Here is a 24,952-nt window from a genome sequence, read left to right as displayed (position 1 = left end):
TAAATGGCGCCGCGATGATAAGAGACGGAGGACTGCATGGCCGACTTATTTGAGAACCCGATGGGTTTGGATGGCTTCGAATTTGTAGAATTCACTGCGCCGGAGAAAGGCATTCTCGAGACTGTGTTTAGCGCCATGGGCTTTACTAAGGTGGCCAGCCACCGCTCTAAAGCCGTGGAGTTGTGGCGCCAGGGTGATATCAACTTTGTCACCAACTACGAGCCCAACAGCCACGCCTACTACTATGCCCAGGAGCATGGTCCCTCTGCCTGTGGCCTGGCCTTCCGGGTGAAAGATGCCAAGTTTGCTTACGAAGAAGCTTTGCGCAAGGGCGCTCAACCGGTAGATGTACAGACAGGCCCTATGGAGCTGAAACTGCCGGCTATCAAGGGTATCGGTGGTGCGACTCTGTACCTGATCGACCGTTACGAAGATGGTGAGTCCATCTACGATATCGACTTTATCTGGGAAGAGGGCGTTGACCGTCGTCCGGAAGGTTGCGGCTTCCACACTCTGGATCACCTCACCCACAACGTGTATCGCGGCCGCATGGATTACTGGGCCAAGTACTACGAAGATCTGTTTAATTTCCGCGAGATCCGTTACTTCGACATTAAAGGCGAATATACCGGCCTGCTGTCCAAGGCGATGACTGCACCGGATGGCAAGATCCGTATTCCGCTGAACGAAGAAGCAGCTGGTGGCGGTGGCCAGATCGAAGAGTTCCTGATGAAGTACAACGGCGAAGGTATCCAGCATATCGCCTTTGCTTGTGATGACTTAATTGCCTGTTGGGATCGCCTGAAAGAGCGCGGTATGGAGTTTATGACCCCGCCGCCGGATACTTACTACGAAATGCTGGAAGAGCGCCTGCCAGGGCATGGCGAACCTACCAAGGAATTCCAGAGCCGCGGCATCCTGCTGGATGGCACCACCGAGGGCGGCCAGCCGCGTCTGCTGCTGCAAATTTTCTCTGCCAATATGCTCGGCCCGGTATTCTTCGAGTTTATCCAGCGCAAGGAAGACGAAGGTTTCGGCGAGGGCAACTTCAAAGCCCTGTTCGAATCCATTGAGCGCGACCAGCTCAAGCGTGGCGTCATTAAAGAAAAGGAATAACAATCGGAGGCTTCAATGGGCATTAAGCGCATTCACCACGTGGCGTATCGCTGCAGGGACGCCAAGGAGACGGTGGAATTCTACCGCGATCTTCTCGGTATGGACTTCCAGCTGGCCATTGCCGAAAACGAGGTACCCTCAACCGGTGAGCCGGACCCTTACATGCATGTCTTTATGGACGCGGGTATGGGGAATGTACTTGCCTTCTTCGAAATTCCCAACTCCCCGGAGATGGGGCGCGATGAGAACACACCCAAATGGGTGCAGCATATCGCTTTCGAAGTGGAGTCCATGGAAGAAATGCTCGCGACCAAAGCGCGACTGGAAGCGGCCGGGGTCGACGTACTCGGCCCTACCAATCACACGATTTTCCAGTCTATCTATTTCTTCGACCCCAACGGTCATCGCATTGAGCTGGCTGCCAATACCGCCAAGCCTGGTATGCACAAAGAGCTGAAGCGGGTTGCTGAGGATATGTTGGAAGAGTGGTCGCGTACTAAAAAAGCCCCAAGGCACGCCGCCTGGATGCACGGGGAAGAAGAGTTTGTGGAAAAAACTGAAGGGGAGGCACAGTGAAGTTAGCCAGCCTTAAATCCGGCCGCGATGGCCAACTGGTTGTTGTTAGCGATGATCTTACCCGTATGGTGCCGGCCGGCGATATCGCTCCCACTATGCAGAGTGCATTGGACAACTGGGCAGCCGTCAGTGGCGAGCTGGAGAAGCTGCACGAGCGTTTGCACAACGGCGAGATTGCCGGAGAGCCATTCGAGCAGAGCCTGTGTGCATCGCCTCTACCGCGCGCCTATCACTGGGCCGATGGCAGTGCCTATGTGAACCATGTTGAGTTGGTGCGCAAGGCTCGTGGTGCCGAGGTGCCTGAGAGCTTTTACAGCGATCCGCTCATGTACCAGGGGGGCTCTGATACCTTCCTGGCCCCGCGCGAGCCGGTGACCATGCCGCAAAGTGAGGGCTTTGGTATCGATTTCGAGGCGGAAATCGCCGTAATCACTGACGATGTACCCATGGGAGTATCCGCCGAGGATGCGCTCTCCCATATCAAATTGGTGATGTTGGTGAATGACGTTTCCCTGCGTGGACTGATTCCTGCGGAATTGGCTAAAGGTTTTGGTTTCTACCAGTCCAAACCCTCCAGTGCTTTCTCACCGGTATGCGTGACTCCAGAGCAGCTGGGTGAAAACTGGCGTGAGGGCAAATTGCACCTGCCACTGGTCTCACAACTGAACGGTGAGAAGTTTGGTGAGCCCAATGCTGGTGTGGATATGACCTTCCATTTTGGCCAGTTGATCGCCCATGCGGCGAAGACCCGCCCACTCTGTGCGGGTACTATTATCGGTTCCGGTACCGTATCCAATAAGCTGGATGGCGGTCCCGGCAAACCGGTAGCAGAGGGTGGAGTTGGCTACAGCTGCATCGCTGAGATCCGCATGATCGAAACCATCCAGAATGGTTCGCCTAGTACACCGTTTATGGATTTCGGCAACACTATCGCTATCGAGATGTTCGATGGTGAAGGTCAATCTATTTTTGGGCGTATCGAGCAGACAGTGGAGAAGGTTTAATATCACCTTCTTGCCACAGTCTATGTCGTAAAAAAGGGGCAACCGTTAGGTGCCCCTTTTTTATTTAGATACCTTCTGTTTAGATTCCTTTTATTTAGACCCCAAGCCGACGCATGGAAAGTAATGGCATTTGCCGCCGTATATTGGCCAACTTTTCAGCTTCCAATGTGGCAGTGATGACTGCTTCACCCTCGCCGGCTTCGGCCAGGATTTCACCCCAGGGATCAATAATTGCGGAATGTCCCCAGGTACGTCTTTTCACCGAGTGGGTCCCCCCCTGATTGGCTGCAATTACAAAGCAGCCGTTCTCAATCGCACGTGCTTGCAACAGGGTCATCCAGTGTGCCCGCCCTGTGGTGTGGGTAAATGCCGCAGGCACCAAAAAAATCTCAGCACCGGCTATGGCTAGCTGGCGGTAGAGTTCGGGAAAGCGCAGATCAAAACAGATACTGAGCCCCAGAGCCCCCCAGGGCGATGTCGCCACACAGGGCTCGTTGCCGGGTTCAATACTGGCGGATTCACGATAGCTGCCGGTAGCGTCCTCAACTTCCACATCAAATAAATGTATTTTGTCGTAGCGAGCCAGCAAAGTGCCTTGATCGTCGAATAGCAGGCACGCTGAGCGGCTGCGCTTCCCCTCAGTAGGGCTACCGTCGGCTCGCTCCAGTAAGGGTATCGAGCCTGCGACCAGCCAGATACCCAGCTCCTCTGCCCAATTTGCAAGGGCGTGTTGAATGGGTTGTCTGTCTGCGTTGGCTTTACCAGAAATGCAAAAAGGTTCGGCCACGGAAAAACTACCTTTATCCGAGAAATGCGCAAAGTTTTCCGGCAGTAGTATCAGTTGCGCGCCGTGCCCGACTGCTTCCTCAAGCAGTTTGTAGGCCCGTGAAAGATTATTTGTAACGCTCTCGCCACTGACCATTTGCACTGCTGCAACACAAAGGCTTTTCACTAAGGGTCTCCTTTTTCTCCAGTTTTATTACGGAGTATTGATAAAGCTAAAACCTGATAATGAGAATGAAATGTAACAGAATGATAATTCTCACTTTGCTAGCCCCACTTATCTTGAGGCGAACTTTGGATAGGGTGAACCCCATATTGGTTTAACAAGCTCTTTTTTAGTGTAGGTCCAGTTTCGTAGGGGGATGGCTACTGAAATTTCTCAATAGTTTTCTGCAAAAATTTCCCTCTCCATTTTTTCTTTATACTTTTTAAGCAATTAAAAAACTGGGTGGTTTTGTATATGGTCTTAGCAGAAATGGTAATTCCGAGGGAAAACCCTACCAATTAAAATTTCAGCAGTAATTTTTAAAATCTTACTATCTGTTTTTATCGTGGTTGAACAAAAAAAATACCACTATAGCCAATAAAATTTGGCCAGCACCACTTAAAACCTCCCTTCAAAATAAGTATTTATGCGGCCTGGAAAAAGAGTGCCAGAGTCGATTTAAAAAGCTTTTCTATTTCCTGTTGGCGCTGAAACTTTTCTGCTTCAATGCCGGCCCAATCTGATAAGTGGCGTAGAAAAATTCCACGAAATTTTTAAAAGGGATTTTAAAAGCGCTTTTCTTGCCTAGTAGAAGTGAGAGAATAAAAATGCCTATTTGGGTCGACAAAACCATTCTTACCGTAACTGGTACACGTGTACAGCCCGTGCAACAGGCGGTGCCCAGATACAATGGAGTAATTGTCAAGGACTTTAGCCAATGCTTCGATCCGGTGAAGGGGTTGATCACCATGCATGAAGATACTGCTGGTGGTGTGTGTGAATCCCTCTCGGCTTTTTGGATGAAGTATCACTCTGAAGGCGGTACTTTGTGGAGCTGGTTATACCCCAATAACACGCTCGATGAGCGCCATCTCTATCATGTGATGACTTTACAACAGGCAGGCATGCACGATGATCAGGATCGGATTACCGAAGCCTGGTTGGGGGTGCAAAACCTGTATCCTGTCAGTCAGAATATTTTTGGGGGGGCTTTCCCCAATGGGCGTGGTGGTAATACGATTCGTGGTATTAATAATCCGCGCAGAGCCAATGGGCAGAGCGGTTTGTTCTCTCCCAATGCCTTGGCTCGGGAAATTATTCTCGATCAAACGGGCGGAGCGGGCTGCTATAAAAAAATCAGCCTGGATGGCACTTTCGCCGGTCACACCATGGCTGCCTGGGTAGCGCAAGACATCGCTTTCTTTGATCCGAACTTTGGCGAATTCTGGTTTGAATCCCGCGCTTCTTTCTTTAATTGGTTTACCCAATCCTTCTGGTATCAGTCCATGTATTCCGCCGGTTTGAGTGGTGGCTTTGCTATTCGCTCTTATGCGCGCAGGGGCTGATTAGTCACCAATAGTGTGGGAGTTGCAGCCACTGCGGCTCCCACAGCCCTCTCAATTCACACCCTTTTATGTAATCAATCTTCAACCACCTCGTCCTCAAGTCACGAACTATCTCGGTTTCAGAGTCACGGAAAACAATCTTGCAGTGTGTCACTCATGTTAAGGTTGGCCGGTCATAACGAATATCAATTTCGATGAGCATAAACTTAGCGATTAAATGGAGAGCAGCGTGAAATCCGGCAAGGCCCTGGCAAAACACTTTAAGCGGCTATCTGGCGTTATCTTGGCCACTTGTGTACTAACCCCAGTATCTTGGGCCACAACGGCAACAGAACAGCTCCAGGATGTGATCGAAGACCACTGGCAATATCGTCTGCGCGAGGATCCAATTACTGCGGGACGTATGGGGGTGTCGGACTATAACCGCCAGTTGCCGGGGGTGACTGCTGAGGATAGAGCGCGTCGGTTGAAGTCCGAGCAAAAATTGCTGCAGCGCTTGCAAACGATAGACGCTAGCGAGTTAGCGGATTCGGACAAGGTTAATCGGGAGTTGCTCGCCTGGGTACTGGAAAATTCCATCGAGGCCAATCAGTTATTCTTGAAGCGTATACCGCTCAATACCTTCTCTAGTTTTTTCGGCACGGCCCTGGATGCGCACAGTGGCCTGGCGATGACCAGCGTCGCGGATTATGAGGATTACATCGCTCGTATCCGCGAGTTTGGCCGCTTCTTCGATGAGAATATTGCCAATATGCGCGAGGGTATTCGCACAGGTTTTGTTTTGCCCAAAATAGTGGTGCAAGGCATAGCCCCTACGGTGCGAGCCCAGGTTTATAAAGACCCAACTAAAAGCAGCTTGTATAAGCCATTTGCGGAGATGCCTGCTGCAATTACTACTGAAGAGCAGCAGCGCCTGCGCAATGCCGGCAAAGAAGCCATTGAACAGGTCGCTATTCCGGCTTTTGACCGTGTAGCAAACTTCCTGGAAGGGGATTATCTGAAAGCCGCCAGTGAGACCCTTGGGGCTGAACAGCTGCGTGGTGGTAAGGATTACTATCGCTACAACATCGGCTATTACGTCACCTTGGATATGGATCCAGCGGAAATTCACCGCACAGGTTTGGCCGAGGTGAAGCGTATTCGTGCAGAAATGGAAGCGTTAATAAAGGAATCTGGTTTTAAAGGTAGCTTTGCGGAATTTACTCACTTTCTGCGTACGGACCCCCAGTTCTATGCCAAAACGCCGGAAGAGCTGCTAAAGGAGACTGCCTATATCTCTAAGCGAATCGACTATGTGTTGCCGGAGTTCTTTAATCTGCTGCCACGCACTCCCTATGGCGTCGTTCCGGTACCCAGCGAAATCGCGCCCAACTACACTACGGCCTCCTATAATCCTGCCGCTATCGGTGGCACCCGTGGTGGGGCCTATTGGCTGAATACACACGGCCTGGATCAGCGCCCCTTATATGAACTGCCTGCACTGACTTTACACGAGGCGGTACCCGGTCATCACTTGCAAGGTGCTTTGTCTCAGGAACTGGAGAATGTACCGGACTTCCGCCGAGAACTTTACTTAAGTGCTTTTGGTGAAGGATGGGCGCTTTACTCCGAGCGCCTTGGCAAGGAGATGGGCTTATATACAACGCCTTATGAACATTTTGGTCGTCTCAGCTATGAAATGTGGCGTGCGGCACGTTTGGTGATCGATACCGGTATTCACTCTCAGGGCTGGACTCGCCAGCAGGCGCTCGATTTCCTCTCCAGTAATACCTCGCTATCTCCCGCGAATGTACGCGCAGAAGTGGATCGTTATATATCCTGGCCGGGCCAAGCCCTCTCTTACAAAATGGGAGAAATTAAGATCCGCCAGTTACGCGCTCAAGCGGAAAAGGAGTTGGGAGAAAAATTTGATCTGCGTGCTTTCCACGATGCACTGTTAAAAAATGGAGCCCTACCGCTTTCCATGTTGGAAGAGCAGATGCAACGGTTTATTGCGGAGCAGAAAGCCTCTTAAAGTGTCTTGTTTTGCAATCCCGCTCTTCATTGTTAGAGCGGGATTGCCAGAATAAGCCAGCGTATAACCGGAAAATTATTGATACAAGCGGTAAAGCAGCTTGTTTTCAGATAAAACCTATCCATCCCATAGCGTGTGCGTATTTTATTAGCATTCCGCTACACATCAGTACGACTACCCCTCTCAAATAGGTGGGGTTGATTTTAAAAAGGCAGTGTGACCCTATCCATGCACCTATGACTTGTCCAGCCATCATCAGGATACCTATAACCCATACCACTTGCCCTGCAACTAAAAATACCAATAAAGAGGCTACGTTGGTGGAGAAGTTAAGAGGCTTTGCCATTGCGGTGGCTGTCAATAAATCTTGTCCTCGGCAAGCAATGCCTGACAAAGTGAAAAATGACCCAGTCCCAGGCCCAAACATGCCGTCGTAGTATCCAATAAATGGGATTACCCCATATTGATATTTCTTGCTAGATAATTTTGGTTCATCATTATTCTGGGCTATAGCCGGAGAAATCAGAAAGTAAATAGCAATAAATAACAGTACTATAGGGATAATAAAAGATAAGATGTCAGTATTGATAAGTTGTACGGATATGGTTCCAATAGCGGCTCCAATAAAGGCGGATAGCATCAACCTCCTAACCCCATCCCAGCTTACTTTTTTACCCCTAATCATCATATAAGTGGCTGTTGCTGTACCGATACTGCCTTGTAATTTATTGGTACCTAAGGCAGATAGTGGTGGAACACCGCTTAAGATTAAGGCCGGAACGGTTATCAGGCCGCCGCCACCTGCTAATGTATCGAGTAGGCCGGCAACAATAGCAACGAAAAATAAGATAAGTAATAACTCTGTAGAGAAGCTAGCGAAATCCAAAAAGATACCTCCTTTCGCCTACTGTTAGATTTATTAGCTAATAAAGCCTGAATATTTTTTACAGGAAGAAGAATTTATAAATTTCCCGCCAAACTAATAAGAAATAACTTATTTCTGACGAAGAAATACCCGTCTAATTTGCTTTCTCTTTCCCCTGCCACCACATCAGGAAGTCCTCTCCCACTGAATACTGGGGCAGGGAGTGGCGGCTTCTGCTAATTTCCTGCTCCTGCTCCATTTCGGTTACTTTTAATTTTGTAGCTTCAAACCAGGCTTCAGGATTGTCCACACCTTGGTTAAGGGCCTCACCGTAAAGGGCTGAGCTAAACCAAGTGCGCTGAGAGTCGTCACTGCAACCAAAGGAGCTACGGTCGGCAGCGGCTGAAGTAAAGATTACTCTGTTGGGGTTATTTAAAGCTTCTATCCACTGTCCGGAAAAGCAAGCCGAAATTATGATCCATTGGTGCTGAGCGTTAATATTGTCTAACCACTGTTGCCCATCTTTTAGAGATAGGTCGTTAAGTGGTATTTCACCTTCGGCAATTTTGAAGTCTCCATTGCGAGCACCATGGCTTACAAGATGCACCAGAAGCAAATCTTCTTTGGGGTCCATCAGTTGGTCTAAAGCTGTTAGACTTTCCTGGATACTGGTTCGAGTGGCCAAGGGAAAACCGTAACCGCCACCGTTACTAAGGCGCAGCAGTCGCTGGTCGATATCAAAAGCTTCATCTAGGCGTTCTGCCACCCACTCCAGCTCCCTTGCAAATACCGGAGAGGTACCATCACCACCTACTAGTAGTGTGTAAATATCACGGATGCCGGGTCTTTGTGGGGGCAGTGCGTTTATAGCATTTCGTAAGCGTTCACTCTCACTGTAGAGGCGGGTTTCCGCTTGGGCGCCGGGTATATTTGCCAGTGCGCGCCAAGCAGCTTCGCTAGGGTAATAAATACCTTCGGAGAAATAGCCAGGTTTCTCGATAATGTTGCCTTCAGCATCCTTACTAATTTGTTTACCTTCCCCCTCAGCTTCCCCATAGCTGAATGTGGCATGGATCACAGTGCCGTCAGGCTGAGTGAGTTCACCCTCGCCAGAGTATGAGCCGTACTCAAAGCCGCCGGTATAACGATAGCCATCGCTATCCGAGTAGTTGCCTTGTATTAAATAGCCGTTTTCAAAAGTGCCCTGATAAAGGCTGCCATCATCGGTACTGAGTTTGCCTTCGCCATGAGGGTCAAAAGCCAAAAATTCGCCATTGTAAATGTCACCGTCATCCCAATTTAACGTACCGTTTTTTAGCTCCCCTTCAAGGAATTCACCTATCCACACAGTTCCATTGCAGGTATAGCGACCTTTGCCGTGGGGCTCCCCATTGAGAAACTCGCCTTCATAAGTACAACCATCATTTCCGGTTAATACGCCTTCGCCCGTCATGCGGCCTTCTCGAAAGTTGCCACGATAAAGGCTGCCATTGGGCCATTCGAGTTGGCCCTGCCCATGAAACAGGCCGTTTAACATATCGCCTTTGTATACCGAGCCATCTGGCAAGGCGGTTCCGCCTGCAAACTGAGTTGGCTCGCAGGCACTGAGTAAAAAAATAAGCGGGAAAAAGTAGATAGATCTCATTCCATGATCCAGCATCAGGGTTTAGGAATGAGACTAACAAAAAATGGTGCCAGGCGGCCTCTATGTTTTATTCAGTTGGTCGAATTTAAGACCGTATTTATCTAAAAGTTGGCGTATCCGGTGAGAGTCGTTATTGGATTTTTTTGCTGTGCGGCTCACTTGAAACAATTTGCGCCCGGCCGCCGCCATAGAGTTGGACTCCTCACAAACTTGAATCAGTCCCGCCAGCTTGATCTGCTCGTAGTAATCCATCTGTTCGATGCGGTCACGGCCCAACAACATTTCAATACGGGCAAAGGGCAGTGATGACTTACTCTGTGGGCTTTGCCACTTAATCTGTAATCTGTGAATTTCCTCCTCCACTACCTGGGTCGTGATACGCCCGCCGTCGGCGAGGGTGCCCATGCGCAGGATACTGGCGTTAAGATCGCGAAAGTTCGCTGACCAGCTGGCCTCTACCGAGCGACCAAAGTTCAGGTACCTCTCCCGCGCCGCTTTATTGAAGCTCACCAGGTGGCCAGACTTTGTGGAGAAGGCTTCAAGCTCAAAGTCGATATTGGGTTCCAGGTCTTCAATGCGCTCACGCAGGGAGGGTAGGCGGTAGGTCCATAAGTCGATACGAGCCAGCAGGTCTGCACGAAACTTACCCTCGCGGCTGAGCTGTACAAGATCCCGGTTGGTACCGGCGATCAACTGGAAGTGACTGCTCACTTCTTTGTCTGAGCCGAAGGGCATAAAGCGCTTGTGCTCTATGGCTCGCAGCAGCATTGCCTGCTCGTCCAGTCCCAATTCACCGATTTCGTCAAGAAATAGCAGGCCCTTATCTGCCTCCATTAAAAGCCCAGGGCGGTGAGTGGTGGCGCCGGTAAAGGCCCCTTTGCGGTGGCCGAATAGGGCGGACATGGCATTCTCACCACGCAGGGTGGCGCAGTTTACTGCTACCAGGCCTCCTTCCAATTTTCCGCGTTGTTTACGTAACTCATAGACACGCTGGGCCAGCTGGGATTTTCCTGCCCCCGTCGGTCCTGTAATGAGAATGGGCGCATCGGAGCGAATAGAAACCTGCTCTAACTGCTCGATCATCTGGTTAAAGGCCTGGTTGTTGGTTTCGATACCGCCTTTCAGGTAGGTAGTGCCCTCCTGGTGTTCTCGCTGGAAACGTGAGGCAATCTGGTCGTACTTGGATAGATCCAAATCGATAATCTGGTACTGACCCGGCAAATTACTGTTTTTCTGTGCAGGAGAAGTTTGCAGCAGGCGCCCAGGGAAATAACCGGCCTCTGTGAGCAGGTAGAGACAGATCTGGGCCACGTGGGTGCCAGTTGTGATATGTACCAGGTATTGCTCCTGATCCGGCTGAAAAGCGTAATCGCGGGCGAAATCCAGCAGGTTGCTGTACACACTCTCGAAATCCCAGGGGTCATTGAAGTTGACCCGGTGATGGACCACGTTGGTTTCAGGGGAAATACGTGCAATGTCCTCAGTGACCTGGTCTGCCAGGTTTTTCGAGTGGTTGTCGAAAAGGAGCTCCAGCCGATCGATCAGTAGGTCATCGTGCTGGCACATAGAGATATTGGGGCGCCACTTGTCCCAACGCTTGTCACTTTTACCGCGCCGGTCTTTAGTCGTGCCGAGAATACTGATAGCTACTGTTTTCATACTATCTAAAATAATAAATAGCTATCTTAAAAGATAGATTTTCTATACATCGTACTGGGCTAACCCTCTCTTAGAACGCTGCCTATAAAATAATTTTTTCATAAAAAACAATGAGTTACAGAAATTGGGAAAGTTTCTGCAAAAGTTGGCACTCAATTCGCTATATCAATGGCAAAAGAAGCGCGTGAAGTGGTAACGCGGTTTCATGAGATTCTTAAAGGAGCGAGAGATGAAGCCATTGCCGTATGAAGTGATGCAGGCAGGTGGGGTACCGATTAAGTCCTGGACCTTAGGTGTGCCCTTTGAAGAAGAAGCCAGGGCTCAGCTTAAAAATATTTCGCAGTTGCCTTTTATCCACAAGTGGGTGGCGGCAATGCCCGATGTACACCTGGGCAAAGGCGCCACCATTGGCAGTGTGGTACCCACCCTGGGAGCGGTAATCCCCGCAGCTGTGGGTGTGGATATTGGCTGTGGCATGATGGCAGTCCGCACCAGCCTCACTGCAGCACAGCTGCCAGACAACCTGGCGGGCGTCCGCAGTGCCATTGAGCGCGCCGTGCCCCACGGCCGCACTGGTCGACACCGGGGTAGGGGTCGGGATAAGGGTGCCTGGGAGAATCCGCCGGACGATGCACTTGCCGGCTGGGCGCCGTTGGCAGAGCAGTTTGAGGCGCTGAAAGAGAAGCACCCAGTATTGAAAAATACCAATAATATCAATCACTTGGGAACGCTTGGCAGCGGTAATCACTTTATTGAGATGTGCCTGGATGAGCAAGGCAGCGTGTGGCTGATGTTGCACAGTGGCTCTCGTGGTGTGGGTAACCGTATTGGTACCTACTTTATCGAAAAGGCCAAGCGGGATATGGAACGCTGGCATATCCACTTGCCCGATAGTGACTTGGCCTATTTCCCCGAGGGTAGCGAGCATTTCGATGACTATGTGCAGGCGGTGGAATGGGCGCAGGAATTTGCTCGCATCAATCGTGAAGTCATGATGGTACGCACTATTGGCGCGGTGAAGCAGGCACTGGGTATGGATTTTGAGGCGCGCATGGAGGCGGTAAACTGCCATCACAATTACGTTTCCCGCGAACAACACTATGGCAAGGAGGTACTGGTAACGCGCAAGGGCGCTGTAAGGGCGCGTGTTGATGAAATGGGCATTATTCCCGGAAGTATGGGGGCCAAGTCTTTTATTGTGCGGGGGTTAGGAAACGAGGAAAGCTTCTGCAGCTGTAGCCATGGTGCCGGGCGGGTGATGTCCCGCACCAAGGCGAAAAAACTGGTATCCCTGGAAGAGCATCGCGCGGCTACTGTCGACGTGGAATGCCGTAAAGATGAAGGTGTGATCGACGAAACCCCATCGGCCTACAAACCTATTGAGAAGGTTATGGCAGCACAAAAAGACCTGGTGGAAATCGTTTACACCCTCAAGCAGGTAGTCTGTGTCAAAGGATAGTTAGCACAGGCCAGGGATAAGGCGTTTAATAGTGAGGAATGTCGGAAGTTATGCCTAAAGGGCAGGCTCTCCGCAATCAAGTTTGAATGTTTGTGTTCCAGTCAGCGGAGCCGGTTCTGTATGTCGGCCTGGCACCCCCGACGCTGGCGGTAGGTGTACCCACTGGGGCAATCTTCAAACGCCTACTTTGTAGCTCAATTGGTAGAGCAACCGTTAAATCGGTTTGTTACAGGTTCGATTCCTGTCAAAGTCACGTCGCCTGGAAAGCGACCTTAAGGGAAGGCGAGAGCCTGGGGTTCGAGTCCCCACAAAGAAGCCCTCTTTGTTGAAATCTATCCGGGGCCTACAGTGCCTTATGGTTTCGGTTATTGGGAATTGCAGCAATAGCTAGCCATAAAGGCACGCCGGCGGCAGTGTCGCCTTGCGTGGGTTTACGCTGTGCGTGTGGATTACAGCATTTGCATTGATTCTATTTTGGCCAAGGATGTTGGCTTCGTTACCCAGGATGGGTGCAAGAAGAACTTTGCAGAACCGCTGTATTTTGCACCCTCTGTGTATAAGCGTTGGGCCACTCTGAGATCGAGTGGGCCCCACCCTAAAGGAATAAAATGATAAGAGATCGGAGAAATGAAGTCTCTCTTTAAAATATGGAAGATTGTCAATGTGGCTGATAACGAGCGAGCACTACTGTTTCGCCGCAGCCGATTTGAAAGGGTGCTGCCACCAGGGCGTCACCGTATTTGGCTGCTCTCAGGTGATGTACGGGTGGAGACCTATGATATTACTGAGGTGGTTTTTGATGCGATTAAAGCAAAATTCCTGCTGAATACTTATAGCGAAGTGTTAGGTGAATATTTGCAGTCCTACGAATTGTCTGATCAACAAGTCGGACTTTTCTATCGGGATGGTAACCTGGTAGATATCCTTCCCCCTGGTTCATACCGGGCCGTATGGAAAGGAGGGGAAACCGTTCGTGTAGGTATTGTGGATATTTCCAGGGAATACACCATTGATGACAATGTACTGGGGCTTCTCGGTCGCGGTGCCTGCGCAAGCCAAATACGCATCGCTGCTCAGGCAGTAAGCTATAACGAAGTCCCCGATGAGCATGTGGGTCTTTTAGTTGTCAATGGAAAGTTGGAGAAAGCGCTGCAGCCGGGTCGTTATGGATTTTGGAAATACAATCGCTCTATCGCAGTGAAATTGATAGACATGCGCCTGCAAACTATTGAAGTGAGTGGCCAGGAAATTCTAACCAAAGATAGAGTTAGCCTGCGTATCAACTTAAGTGGCAGTTTCAAGATTACAGATCCACAGCGGGTGGCATTGAAGCTCAGTGATTATAAAAACCATATTTATCGTGAATTACAACTAAGTTTGCGTGAAGCGGTGGGTACCCAGACTCTGGATAGCTTATTAGCAGATAAAGATCGACTGAATATTGTTATTGCAACGGCTATCCATAAAAAACTAGCGCATTATGGTATCGAGATTGTCAGTGTCGGAGTGAAAGATATTATCTTACCAGGCGACATGAAGATGATTCTTAATCAGGTAGTGGAAGCTCAGAAGGAGTCTGAAGCGAATTTAATAAAGCGTCGTGAAGAGACCCAGGCTATGCGTTCCCTGCATAACACTGCCAAGATGATGGATAACAATCCTACATTACTGCGTCTAAAAGAATTGGAATCCTTAGAAAAAGTCAGTACACGCATCGATAAAATATCAGTTTATGGCGGCCTAGAAGGCGTGCTTAATGATTTGGTGAAGCTGCGTCCAACAGCTTAAGGTAGCAAGCTATCAAGTAAGCTTTGAGTTTTAAGGACTTAGGCAGTGACTAAGATAGATGGTGCTCAGGGGAAGGGCTGCAGACAGATTTTGCGGACTTCCCTTACTTTGTCCTTATGACTGGGAATGCCGGTTCTTATTAAAACTATTCGTGCAGGCCGTAAAAGCCTGGCCTTTCAAATCGTATTGTCACCGCTATTGTTGACCAGTGGAGTAAGCAAATTATGCTTTGAACACTGTGTCTACAATAAAAAAACCATTTTAGATTTTTCCAAATAGAATTTTTTGTCGACGTTAATACGTATGGGTGCAGGAAAAGAAGCTGGACGAAGATATAAATACTGGCTGTAGATTTTTCATGAGAGATCGGTTCAAGGGCTACTAAAGTAATCCGATGAAGAAGTTAGATAAAAATAGAAATAAAGTAACTCAAGCAGCGCAGTTAATTGAGGAAAATCTTCATAGAAATTTGAAAATCACCGATATTGCTAATCATGTCCATCTATCGCCTTTTCATTTTCAACGATTGTTTTTTGCTTATATGGGAGAACCTGTGAATCGCTATATTGCTGTGCGCCGTCTGGAGACCGCAGCATTGGAACTCACCAACACTCCAAACATCAACTTACTGCAGCTTGCAATAAATTGCGGTTTTCAAACCCATAGCGCTTTTTCTCGGGCATTCAAAAAACAGTTCGGAATAAGCCCCTCTGCTTTTCGCAATTCTCCCGAAGCCGCGGAAACAGGGGTGCAACAGGGCCGCCCGTATTTGATCAATCAGCCGCCGCGCCAGGTGATTGAGCCAGTCGAGATCGTCACTCTACGACCATTCTATTTCCGGTTTCAGCAGTCGAGAGGAACCTATGAAGGCCAGTTTTTCCACAAGAGTGATTTAGATATTGGTGCATATTTTTTAGCGCTACTCAAAGAGACAGTGCCACCGGATCAATTCTTAATGAGCTGTTTTCCTAACACGCCCCAGATGCTCAATGATGATACCGTTACAGTTTGGTACGGTGGAGCCTACTCAGAACGCCCGAACAACAACAAAAGCTATAATTGGCACATGTTCGACGCTGGAACATGGGCGGTCTTTGAACACTGGGGGGATTACAAATTCCTCTACCAAACTTGGAACCAGATTTATCGCAACTGGCTTGCTCAGACAGCCTATAGGCTGCGTGATGAATTTCCGTTCGAAGCTTATTCGGGAACACCGAACTACATCGCCCCAGCAAAACAACTCACTCGTATTTATATTCCACTCAGAAAAGCATGATAGGAACAGCAGGTTTCCACTTTACTTGCTAAATTCGTCCGGAACAAAATTGTTCGGGATTAAGCCATGCAACTTCATCAATACCCAGCCACCCAGATTTGTGCAGCCTTGTCGGCAGGGGATATCCAGGCCAAAGAGGTAATACACCACCAGCTAGAACGTATACAGCGCCTCAACCCGGTGATCAATGCCGTTGTAACACTTAATGAAAACCAGCCTACAAGTAACATGCGTCCGTTGGCGGGTTTGCCCATCACCCTGAAGGATCAAATTTACTATCGAGGGATGGCCTGCACATTCGGGTCGGAACGTTTCAAGGGGTTCCACCCTACCCAAACCGCATCTGCCGTGGAACGACTGCTGAATGCCGGTGCACAGGTTATGGGTAAAACGAATCTCCCGCCCCTCTCGATGGACTTTCAGTGCAGTAATACTCTATTTGGCACCACTAACAACCCTTGGAATTTAGAATACACACCGGGGGGGAGTAGTGGTGGCGGCGCAGCTGCGATAGCGGCGGGGATGAGCTTTGTCGATATTGGTACAGACTTGAGTGGGTCTTTGCGTATCCCCGCCTCATTTTGTGGGGTGTTTAGCCTTCTGCCGAGCGAGGATGCCATTCCCATTGATGGGACTATGCCAAACCAGGCTGCACCGCTGAAGCATTTTGCTCGAATAGGGCCGATTGCCAGAACTTGCGATGACTTGGACTTGGTATGGACACATATGAATAACCAGCCAGACGTTGGGCAGAAAGAGTTTAAAATGCCAAAGGTCAACTGGAGTGTCGATAGCGGCGGGATTGAAGTTTGTAAGAGCATCGTTAAATGTTTTGAAAATGCGAAAAACGCATGGGAAGAATCTGGGGTTCACGTAGTACAGGCTCAACCAAAAGATTTCGATTTTAAACGGGCACGTCGCGCATTTGGTGAAATTATGGGGTTTGAAACAAGCGCTTTAATGTCGGCGCCTGTACGTTTTCTTTCCAGCATTCTTGGGCGTGCAAGTGCGCGCCGTTCACCAGAATTCATCGCGAATGTCATGCTTGGCTATCGCCACAATAAAAGCCGCCTTAGCAATGCAATTGACGAAAAAAAGATATTGTCTGATGCTATTGATGCCTTTTTGGCAGATAACAGTGTATGGGTGTTGCCCGTTACGGCGACTTCGGTGTTTAAGCATATGGCGCCAACCAGCGATCGCAATGGTGTGCGTGATTACGCCCTCCCTATGTATATCAATGAGCAACCGGTAAATTATTTTGATGCGATGGCAGCCTTTACAACGCCGATTTCACTGACGGGTCATCCTGTTGTGACCTTACCAATAGGATTTGATAGGAACGGGCTTCCGGTCGGAGCACAGCTGATCGGCCTTAAAGGCCAAGAGAAAGATCTTATCGAAACTGCGAAACGCTTACATAACATTCTGAAACCACACCAGTGTCCCATGTTTACGAATGGCTAATAGTGGTTTCTTTGTGTCAGTTAATCGGTGTGGCTATCGATTTGTGGTAAGAGGATGAGGGTTAGTGGCGAGAGGTAGCCGGTAAAAATTGAAAAAATATGTGCCAACAGTAGGTAAAAGGGCATTGAGATGCCCTACATCTTTAGGCATTCATTGCCCTAAGTTAATATTCTATTGCAACGGTAACGGCAGAATTCACCAGATTTTTTTTGTGAAATCTGTCCTTATAGGGCCGTCTATATCGCTAGTAGCTGTTTGGCTTGCCGGCCCCATCTTTGAGGTAATCCTGAAGACTTTCCTGCAGGTAATAATCCCAGCCACTTTTACACATATCCCAACATTTCATTTCTGGAGATAGACCAATATGGGTAAATTTAATCAGAGTTCCCGTATTCTCCTCAGAAAATTCGAAACGCAGAGTACTGCCTTTCCACTCCTCGGGGTCATCTACGTTATCGGAAACCATATTGGATTCAGTACATTCAAGCTCAATCAATTTCTCGGGCTTCAATATTTTGGCGCGAAAGACCCAGTAAGATTGACCTTTGAAACCGGTTTTGGCGATGTCACCGACCTTTAGGAAGGGTGCGCTTACCGGTGTCCACCACTGGGACATTTTTTCGGTTACTGCCTTGTAAGCATCTTCCCGGGAACTTGGGCTAAAAAATGATGTAGTGTAGTTGGACATCACCGTTCTCCATAGGGTCATCGAAGCTGGGTCTGGAAGGCATGGTAAAGAATGCTATTTACCTTTCATTAGCAATCCAGAGATTTCACCCTTGGGATCTAGTTTGCTGTGCATATTAATAAAGACCTTTCCATCCATTAGCGCTTTTCGATAAGGCTCTTCCACCATCCATTTACCCATAATAAATCCACTGGTGCCCTCGGAGCATTTCTTTTCCAGTCCGTGTTTATCCTTATCGGTTTTGGTCTTGGGCCAATCGGGAACCATTCCGGGGTTTGTCGGCATTCCACAGATAGTTTGGATAATCGGACCGCTCGCTTTACCGGGCTTGCAGATAGGCGGCTCTTTGCCATCGCCAGCGCATTGCATATGGAAATGCGACATGGCTACCCCACCGGGTGATAGATCGCTGTAGCCAACCATAAAACTCAGCATATGTGTCTGGTTATTGTAGGCGCCAATAAAGAATCCACCCGCATCTTTAGGGGTTTGTGGATTCACCTTTTTGCCGAGCATATTTTCGTTAGCGGTGGTCAGGTCAGCCTTAAAGATGGTAAACCGCTTGTCATCCCCGGCATCGGACCAGGCTTTCTCGCCAGATCCATGTTTGGTGGTTGGTGAGTCTTTTTCTTTTTTATTGTGGTTATCTGCAGTAGTGAAAGTGGAATAGGCCAGTAAAAACATCGCCATTATTAAATAAGCGATTTTGGGTAATGAACTGAGTTTCATAAACCTCTCCTCTATATTGAGTCGATCTTGTTATTACCTATACGAGAAATTTAATGCCAGACGCTTAATAGCGCTCATATTCACTATGAAGATTGGTGTAGATCATGGATGGCTGGCGATAACTACTTGTAGCATATGTACTTGGTTCTGGCCGTTTAGGGCCAATTTAGGAGACAGTATTTTTTACTGGGTATCTTGGGGAATAAAGGAATTCGTGGAAACGGACTATCCGGCTTTACAAGAAGCGATGGGTATAGGGAGGATGCAGCCGGAAAAAAATTGGGGTTATCGAAAAAAATTATTAACGTGCATTTTCGCTAAATTTAAAATACTGGATACAGTGATTGCTCATCCGTACCCAGTGACTCTGCTGTCTAGGATGGGGCGCTATCACCCCGCATCCTTCCAAACTAATTCCCGCTCTCGGGCATAAAGGGGAATAAAGTTAAATTGTACCTCTGTGCCCCCCTGCGTACGCCGCTGAATATTCAATTTTCCATTCAGATTACTGGCACGCTCCTGCATGATTGACATACCGAAGTGGTTGCGTTTTTCCGGTGCGTTGCTGATACCCACACCATTGTCGCGGATGCGCACATTGAGCGATTGGTTATTAGCCTGAATCATGCTGATTTGCACCATATCGCCCTGAGAGTGGTATACGGCATTCTGGGTAGCTTCGCGTACCAGCTGCAGCAGATGGATTTCCTCGTGGGGAGTGAGCGGTACTTCATTGAGGTGATAGTCGAGCAAAATAGTGATCTGCGGGTGTTGCTCGCGATAAGCGAGGATGGATTGCTCGAGGATATTGCGTAGGCCGCCAGGGCCTATCTGCAGCCTGAAGGTGGTGAGCAGTTCGCGCAGCTGGCGATAGGAGGAGTCCAATCCCTCTTTTAGCTCGGTAATAATCTCCTTCACCTTGGACTTATCCACCTGCTCGCTGCGATTGGCGCGATTGAGCCTAGTGACTTGGATTTTCAGGTAGGACAGCGATTGGGCCAGGGAGTCGTGCAGTTCCCGCGCGATGATCGCGCGCTCATCCAGAAGGGCAACGCGGCGCTCTTGGGCCTCGCGCTCGTTGATGGCAATGGCGGCGGTGACGCTGTCGGCAAAGGTGGCCAGGCGTTGTTGCTGTTCCTCATCGAGGCTGTTGCCTCTGGGCAGAGTGCACATCAGTACGCCGTAATTGCGCTTATCCACTTCCAGGGGGAAGCGGTACACGCGGAACTCTCCCTCATCGGAGGGACCGCAGGTGCTCACGCAAACACGACAGTCACTGCCGCTGCACTGGCTGTTGCCAAACCCCTGTACCAGATGTTCGTAGGGGGCTTCGCCTTCGGGTGTCATCAGGCACAGATCCAGGTTGTTCAAGTCGGCGACATTGGCGAACTCGCCCAGCCATTGCCCCAGCTCGGACCCGGCCAGGGGCCCCTCGCTAATACGCCGTGCCAGTCGGTATTGGAAATCCAGTGCCTCGTGGCTCTTCTGTAGCTGGGCAGTTTTTTGTTCGACGCGGTGGGCCAGGTCACGATGGGTTGCGTGAATCTCGTCGCTCATATAATTGATGGTGCGCGCCAGAACCCCCAACTCGTCTTCGCTGTCGATCTCTAGGCGATTTTGGTTGAAGTTCCCCTGGGCGATGCTCATTGATCGGCTGATGAGTTGCTTCAAAGGTTGCTCCACGGAGCGATGGAGTATGTACATGGACAGGTAAACAAGCGCCACTATGGCGAACAGGGAAGCCACCTGTACCAGGCGCAGCAGGCTGATCTTTTCCTCGGCGATGGTTTGATAGTCCAGTACCAGGGTGTCTACATCGTGAATAAATGGTTCCAGGTGGGTGGCCAACTGTAGGGAATCCATGCTGGTGCGACCGGCGGCGATGGATTCCAACAGCGGTCGAATCTCTTCCTCCCAGCTGCCGATCACCTTGCGGTAGTTGCGCGCCGCGCGCAGGTTATCGCTGGCACTGAAGTCGGAAATACTCAATACACGGCTCAGGCGCGAAGTCACTTCGTTCGATAGTGTGGCGGTGGCTTCCATATCACCAGAGGGTGCTGTCGCTGCGAGCCGGTAGCTCATAGCGCGCAGGGAACCGGCCAGGTTCACTGCGGCGGCATCGTTTTCCGCGGCGTCAGAGATAATGTAAGAGGCCACCATGGAGCTCAGCGCGACTAACACTGTGAGCAGCATCAGGGTGCCGATTCGATAGACGATGGACTGTCGGATTCGATTCAACATATCAGTTCACTTCGATCTCGGGCCGCTGTTGGATAGCCTCTATTGTGCCGCTTAGAAGCGCTCAAATTTGTGAGTACCACCAAAGAGTGCCAGTTTTGCACAAAATTTAACCTATTGCCTGTGTTTTAAATACCGCCTAAGTCATTACGGGACTTACGCCCAACCTCAACCAACAACTGGCGCCATTTTCTTACCTACTCATGGGTAGTTCAGCGCTTTTCTACCCCTTTTTGGTCAGGTGATCCTCTTTTACAGCGCTTTTATATTCCCAGCTAAACCGATGCTTTAACTGCATTTCGATGCCCTGGGAGTACCGCATGAGCCATTTCCTGGACCGACTGAAATATCTGAAGAAACAAAAAGAGCCCTTTTCCGGAGGACACGGGGAAAAGACCCATGACGACCGCAGCTGGGAAGACGGCTATCGTCGCCGCTGGCAGTTCGACAAGATCGTGCGCTCCACCCACGGGGTGAACTGCACCGGCTCTTGCAGCTGGAAGATCTACGTCAAAGACGGCTTGGTCACCTGGGAGACCCAGCAGACCGACTACCCGCGCACCCGCCCGGACCTGCCCAACCATGAGCCCCGAGGTTGCCCGCGCGGTGCCAGCTACTCCTGGTATATGTACTCGGCCAACCGCCTCAAGTACCCGAAGATCCGCAAGCGCCTGGTAAAACTCTGGCGCGAAGCCAAGTTGAGACACAGCGACCCTGTGAATGCCTGGGCCAGCATTGTCGAGGACCCGGCCAAGGCCAGGTCCTACAAAGAACGTCGGGGAATGGGTGGCTTTGTGCGGATTAAGTGGGATGAAGCCAATGAGCTAATCGCCGCTGCCAACGTCTACACCACCAAAAAATACGGCCCCGACCGGGTAACCGGCTTCTCGCCGATTCCCGCCATGTCCATGGTGTCCTACGCCGCAGGTGCCCGCTATCTGTCATTGATCGGCGGTAACTGCCTGAGTTTCTACGACTGGTACTGCGACCTGCCGCCCGCCTCTCCACAGATTTGGGGCGAGCAGACCGACGTGCCCGAGTCTGCCGACTGGTACAACTCCAACTACCTGATCGTATGGGGCTCCAATGTGCCGCAGACCCGTACCCCGGATGCGCACTTCCTCAGCGAGGTGCGTTACAAGGGCGCCAAGACCTGCGTAATCACTTCCGATTACTCCGAGTGTTCCAAGTTTGGCGACACCTGGCTGGCACCACGTCAGGGTACCGATGCGGCCCTGGCGATGGCCTTCGGCCACGTGATTTTGAAAGAATTCCACGTCGATAAGCCCAGCGCCTACTTCACCGAATATGTGCGCACCACCACCGATATGCCGATGTTGGTGACCCTGGAAGAGCGCGACGGCAAGCTGGTACAGGGCCGCTTCCTGCGCGCCTCCGACCTGGCGGACGACCTCGGCCAGGACAACAACCCGGAGTGGAAGACCATCGCCGTCAACCACGATGGTCAGCTGGTGTCACCTCAGGGTTCCGTAGGTTATCGCTGGGGGGAGCCATCAGCGAAAGATGGGCGCGGTAAGTGGAACATCGAACAGCGCGATGGCCTCACAGGTGAAGAAGTAAAGCTGAAACTCAGCCTGAAAGACTGCGCCGATGAAATCGCCCAGGTGGCCTTCCCTTACTTCGGTGGCCAGACCCACGAGCACGACTACTTCCAGCACACCGACCACAGCGATGTGATCGACTACAAGGTGCCGGTGAAGTTTGTGCAGAACAAAGACGGCGAGGTGCTCAAAGTTGCCAGCGTCTACGACCTGACCCTGGCCAACTACGGCGTGGAGCACGGCCTCGACGATCCCAACTGTGCGCACAGTTACGACGAAGACAAGCCCTACACACCCGCCTGGCAGGAGAAAATCACTGGCTGTCGCCGCGAGAACGTTATCCAGGTTGCGCGCGAGTTCGCCAACACCGCCGACAAAACCCGTGGACGCTCCATGGTGATTGTGGGTGCCGCCCTCAACCACTGGTACCACATGGATATGAACTACCGTGGCCTCATCAATATGTTGATGATGTGCGGGTGTATCGGTCAGAGTGGCGGTGGCTGGGCCCACTATGTAGGGCAGGAAAAACTGCGCCCGCAAACCGGCTGGACCCCGCTCGCTTTCGGCCTCGATTGGCAGCGTCCGCCGCGCCATATGAACGGCACCTCCTTCTTCTACAACCACGCCAGCCAGTGGCGCTATGAGAAGTTGGAGATGGACGAAGTGGTTTCGCCATTAGCCGACAAGAGCAAGTGGCAGGCTTCCATTATCGATTACAACAGCCGCGCCGAGCGTATGGGCTGGCTGCCCTCCGCACCGCAGCTGGGTATGAACCCGTTACAACTCACCAAAGATGCCGCTGCTGCGGGTATGTCCGCCAAGGATTACACCGTACAGCAGCTCAAGCGCGGCGCGCTCAAGTTCGCCAACCAGGACCCGGATAATCCGCAGAACTACCCGCGTAACATGTTCATTTGGCGCTCTAACCTGCTGGGTTCCTCCGGTAAAGGCCACGAGTACATGCTGCGCCACCTGCTCGGCACCAAGCACGGTCTGATGGGTAAGGACCTGGGTGAAGCCGGCGGCAAGAAACCGGAAGATGTGGCCTGGCACGATACCCCCAGTGAGGGCAAAGTCGATCTGCTGGTGACACTGGACTTCCGTATGTCCACCACCTGTCTCTACTCCGACATCGTGCTGCCAACGGCCACCTGGTATGAGAAGGACGATCTCAATACCTCCGACATGCACCCCTTTATCCACCCGCTCACCAAAGCGGTGGACCCGGCCTGGGAAGCGCGCAGCGACTGGGACATCTTCAAAGGTGTGGCGAAGAAATTCTCCGAACTGACTGACGGCCACCTGGGGGTGGAGAAGGATCTGGTAACCCTGCCAATCCACCACGATACCCCCACCGAAATCGCCCAGCCCTTTGGGGTGAAGGCCTGGTGGAAGGGTGAGTGCGACCTGATCCCCGGCGTTACCGCGCCGAGCATGATTGAGGTGGAACGCGACTATCCCAACACCTACAACCGCTTTACCTCTATCGGCCCACTGCTGGAAAAACTCGGCAACGGCGGTAAGGGCATCAGCTGGAATACCGATGACGAGGTGGACTTCCTCAAGAAGCTCAACCGCACCTGGAAGGATGAAAGCGCCCGCGATGGCCGCGCCCGTATCGACAGCGCCGTAGATGCCGCCGAGATGATCCTGTCTCTGGCCCCTGAAACCAATGGACAGGTAGCGGTGAAGGCCTGGGAAGCCCTTGGCAAGATTACCGGTCGCGATCACACCCATCTGGCCAAGCCTAAGGAAGACGAGAAGATACGTTTCGCCGATATCGTGGCGCAGCCCCGCAAGATCATCTCCTCACCCACCTGGTCCGGCCTGGAAGATGAGCATGTGAGCTACAACGCCGGCTACACCAATGTGCACGAGCTGATCCCCTGGCGCACCATCACCGGCCGCCAGCAGTTCTACCAGGATCACGAGTGGATGCGCGACTTCGGCGAGACCATGTGTGTGTACAAGCCGCCCATCAACCTGAAAACCGTACAGCCGGTGCTGAACCAGAAGCCCAACGGCAACAAGGAGATCCTGCTGAACTGGATCACCCCGCACCAGAAATGGGGCATCCACAGCACCTACTCCGACAACCTGCTGATGCTCACCCTGTCTCGCGGTGGCCCCATCGTGTGGATGAGTGAGAACGACGCCAAGCTGGCGGGTATTGAAGACAACGACTGGATCGAAATCTTCAACGTCAACGGCGCCATTGCCGCCCGTGCGGTGGTGTCCCAGCGGGTGCCAGACGGCATGGCCATGATGTACCACGCCCAGGAGCGCATCGTGAATACACCGGGAGCGGAAACCACCGGTACCCGCGGTGGTATCCACAACTCTGTAACCCGCGCGGTGATGAAACCCACCCATATGATCGGCGGCTACGCCCAGCAGTCCTACGGCTTCAACTACTACGGCACTGTGGGCTGTAACCGGGACGAGTTTGTGGTGGTGAGAAAAATGAACAAGGTCGACTGGCTGGATGGCGAAGACGTCAAAGAGCCAGCGCGAGAGGAGGTGTAA

17 protein-coding genes and 1 tRNA gene are annotated in these 24,952 nt (G+C 51.0%); 11 read left to right on the top strand and 7 right to left on the bottom strand.

The window, feature by feature from the left end; all coding sequences use genetic code 11:
* The first annotated feature begins 36 nt into the window (after nucleotides 1-36).
* The 3 genes from hppD to ACJJH9_RS19505 are packed head-to-tail and all read left to right on the top strand — an operon-like array spanning nucleotide 37 to nucleotide 2,696.
* Complete coding sequence (hppD, locus tag ACJJH9_RS19515; RefSeq protein WP_444923745.1) at nucleotides 37-1,116, top strand: 4-hydroxyphenylpyruvate dioxygenase; 1,080 nt, start codon at nucleotides 37-39, stop codon at nucleotides 1,114-1,116.
* Between the two features lie 15 nt (nucleotides 1,117-1,131).
* A complete protein-coding gene (locus ACJJH9_RS19510) occupies nucleotides 1,132-1,692 on the top strand; it encodes a VOC family protein (RefSeq protein ID WP_444887698.1) in 561 nt (186 codons plus the stop codon).
* On the top strand, nucleotides 1,689-2,696 hold the full coding sequence (locus tag ACJJH9_RS19505) for a fumarylacetoacetate hydrolase family protein (protein WP_444923744.1): 1,008 nt from the start codon (nucleotides 1,689-1,691) through the stop codon (nucleotides 2,694-2,696). Before ACJJH9_RS19510 ends, ACJJH9_RS19505 begins: the two co-directional genes overlap by 4 nt.
* Before the next feature lie 94 nt (nucleotides 2,697-2,790).
* Here the strand turns inward: ACJJH9_RS19505 and ACJJH9_RS19500 are convergent, their stop codons facing one another.
* A complete protein-coding gene (locus ACJJH9_RS19500; protein ID WP_444923743.1) occupies nucleotides 2,791-3,648 on the bottom strand; it encodes a carbon-nitrogen hydrolase family protein in 858 nt (285 codons plus the stop codon).
* A 644-nt stretch (nucleotides 3,649-4,292) separates the two neighbouring features.
* Between ACJJH9_RS19500 and ACJJH9_RS19495 the strand changes: the two genes are divergently transcribed.
* Nucleotides 4,293-5,030 (top strand): YopT-type cysteine protease domain-containing protein, encoded by a 738-nt coding sequence (locus ACJJH9_RS19495; protein ID WP_252084082.1) that lies wholly within the window; start codon nucleotides 4,293-4,295, stop codon nucleotides 5,028-5,030.
* A 229-nt stretch (nucleotides 5,031-5,259) separates the two neighbouring features.
* Entirely contained in the window at nucleotides 5,260-7,044 is a 1,785-nt protein-coding gene (locus ACJJH9_RS19490; protein WP_444923742.1) for a DUF885 domain-containing protein, read from the top strand.
* 106 nt (nucleotides 7,045-7,150) lie between these two features.
* Here the strand turns inward: ACJJH9_RS19490 and ACJJH9_RS19485 are convergent, their stop codons facing one another.
* The 3 genes from ACJJH9_RS19485 to rtcR form a co-directional block, all read right to left on the bottom strand.
* Entirely contained in the window at nucleotides 7,151-7,930 is a 780-nt protein-coding gene (locus ACJJH9_RS19485; protein ID WP_444923741.1) for a TSUP family transporter, read from the bottom strand.
* A gap of 133 nt (nucleotides 7,931-8,063) precedes the next feature.
* Nucleotides 8,064-9,554, bottom strand: coding sequence for a C13 family peptidase (locus ACJJH9_RS19480; protein WP_444923740.1), 1,491 nt, complete (start codon nucleotides 9,552-9,554; stop codon nucleotides 8,064-8,066).
* 60 nt (nucleotides 9,555-9,614) lie between these two features.
* Nucleotides 9,615-11,213 carry an RNA repair transcriptional activator RtcR gene (rtcR, locus tag ACJJH9_RS19475; RefSeq protein WP_444923739.1) on the bottom strand — a complete coding sequence of 533 codons (1,599 nt, stop codon included), beginning with the start codon at nucleotides 11,211-11,213 and terminating at the stop codon, nucleotides 9,615-9,617.
* A 229-nt stretch (nucleotides 11,214-11,442) separates the two neighbouring features.
* On the opposite strand from rtcR, the gene ACJJH9_RS19470 reads away from it, so the two are divergent.
* The 5 genes from ACJJH9_RS19470 (at nucleotide 11,443) to ACJJH9_RS19450 (ending at nucleotide 17,206) form a co-directional block, all read left to right on the top strand.
* Complete coding sequence (locus ACJJH9_RS19470) at nucleotides 11,443-12,672, top strand: RtcB family protein (protein WP_444887705.1); 1,230 nt, start codon at nucleotides 11,443-11,445, stop codon at nucleotides 12,670-12,672.
* A gap of 184 nt (nucleotides 12,673-12,856) precedes the next feature.
* A tRNA-OTHER gene (locus ACJJH9_RS19465) sits at nucleotides 12,857-12,925 on the top strand.
* A 374-nt stretch (nucleotides 12,926-13,299) separates the two neighbouring features.
* On the top strand, nucleotides 13,300-14,460 hold the full coding sequence (locus ACJJH9_RS19460) for a slipin family protein (protein WP_252084088.1): 1,161 nt from the start codon (nucleotides 13,300-13,302) through the stop codon (nucleotides 14,458-14,460).
* Between the two features lie 394 nt (nucleotides 14,461-14,854).
* Nucleotides 14,855-15,739: a helix-turn-helix domain-containing protein gene (locus ACJJH9_RS19455; RefSeq protein WP_444887707.1), complete on the top strand. Its 885-nt coding sequence runs from the start codon at nucleotides 14,855-14,857 to the stop codon at nucleotides 15,737-15,739.
* A 66-nt stretch (nucleotides 15,740-15,805) separates the two neighbouring features.
* Entirely contained in the window at nucleotides 15,806-17,206 is a 1,401-nt protein-coding gene (locus ACJJH9_RS19450) for an amidase (protein WP_444887708.1), read from the top strand.
* A 244-nt stretch (nucleotides 17,207-17,450) separates the two neighbouring features.
* Here the strand turns inward: ACJJH9_RS19450 and ACJJH9_RS19445 are convergent, their stop codons facing one another.
* The 3 genes from ACJJH9_RS19445 to ACJJH9_RS19435 all read right to left on the bottom strand — a co-directional run bounded on the left by ACJJH9_RS19445 (nucleotide 17,451) and on the right by ACJJH9_RS19435 (nucleotide 20,864).
* Nucleotides 17,451-17,894, bottom strand: a complete 444-nt coding sequence (locus ACJJH9_RS19445; protein ID WP_252084091.1) for an SRPBCC family protein — start codon at nucleotides 17,892-17,894, stop codon at nucleotides 17,451-17,453.
* Nucleotides 17,895-17,948: 54 nt separating this feature from the next.
* Nucleotides 17,949-18,623, bottom strand: a complete 675-nt coding sequence (locus ACJJH9_RS19440) for a CHRD domain-containing protein (protein WP_444923738.1) — start codon at nucleotides 18,621-18,623, stop codon at nucleotides 17,949-17,951.
* 390 nt (nucleotides 18,624-19,013) lie between these two features.
* A complete protein-coding gene (locus ACJJH9_RS19435; protein WP_444923737.1) occupies nucleotides 19,014-20,864 on the bottom strand; it encodes a histidine kinase in 1,851 nt (616 codons plus the stop codon).
* 317 nt (nucleotides 20,865-21,181) lie between these two features.
* On the opposite strand from ACJJH9_RS19435, the gene ACJJH9_RS19430 reads away from it, so the two are divergent.
* Nucleotides 21,182-24,952, top strand: a complete 3,771-nt coding sequence (locus ACJJH9_RS19430) for a nitrate reductase subunit alpha (protein WP_444923736.1) — start codon at nucleotides 21,182-21,184, stop codon at nucleotides 24,950-24,952.

Source organism: Microbulbifer mixtoriginis (SeqCode), from assembly GCF_052466715.1.
The sequence above is the reverse complement of the archived record's forward strand: the minus strand, read 5'-3'. Positions and strand labels throughout refer to the sequence as shown.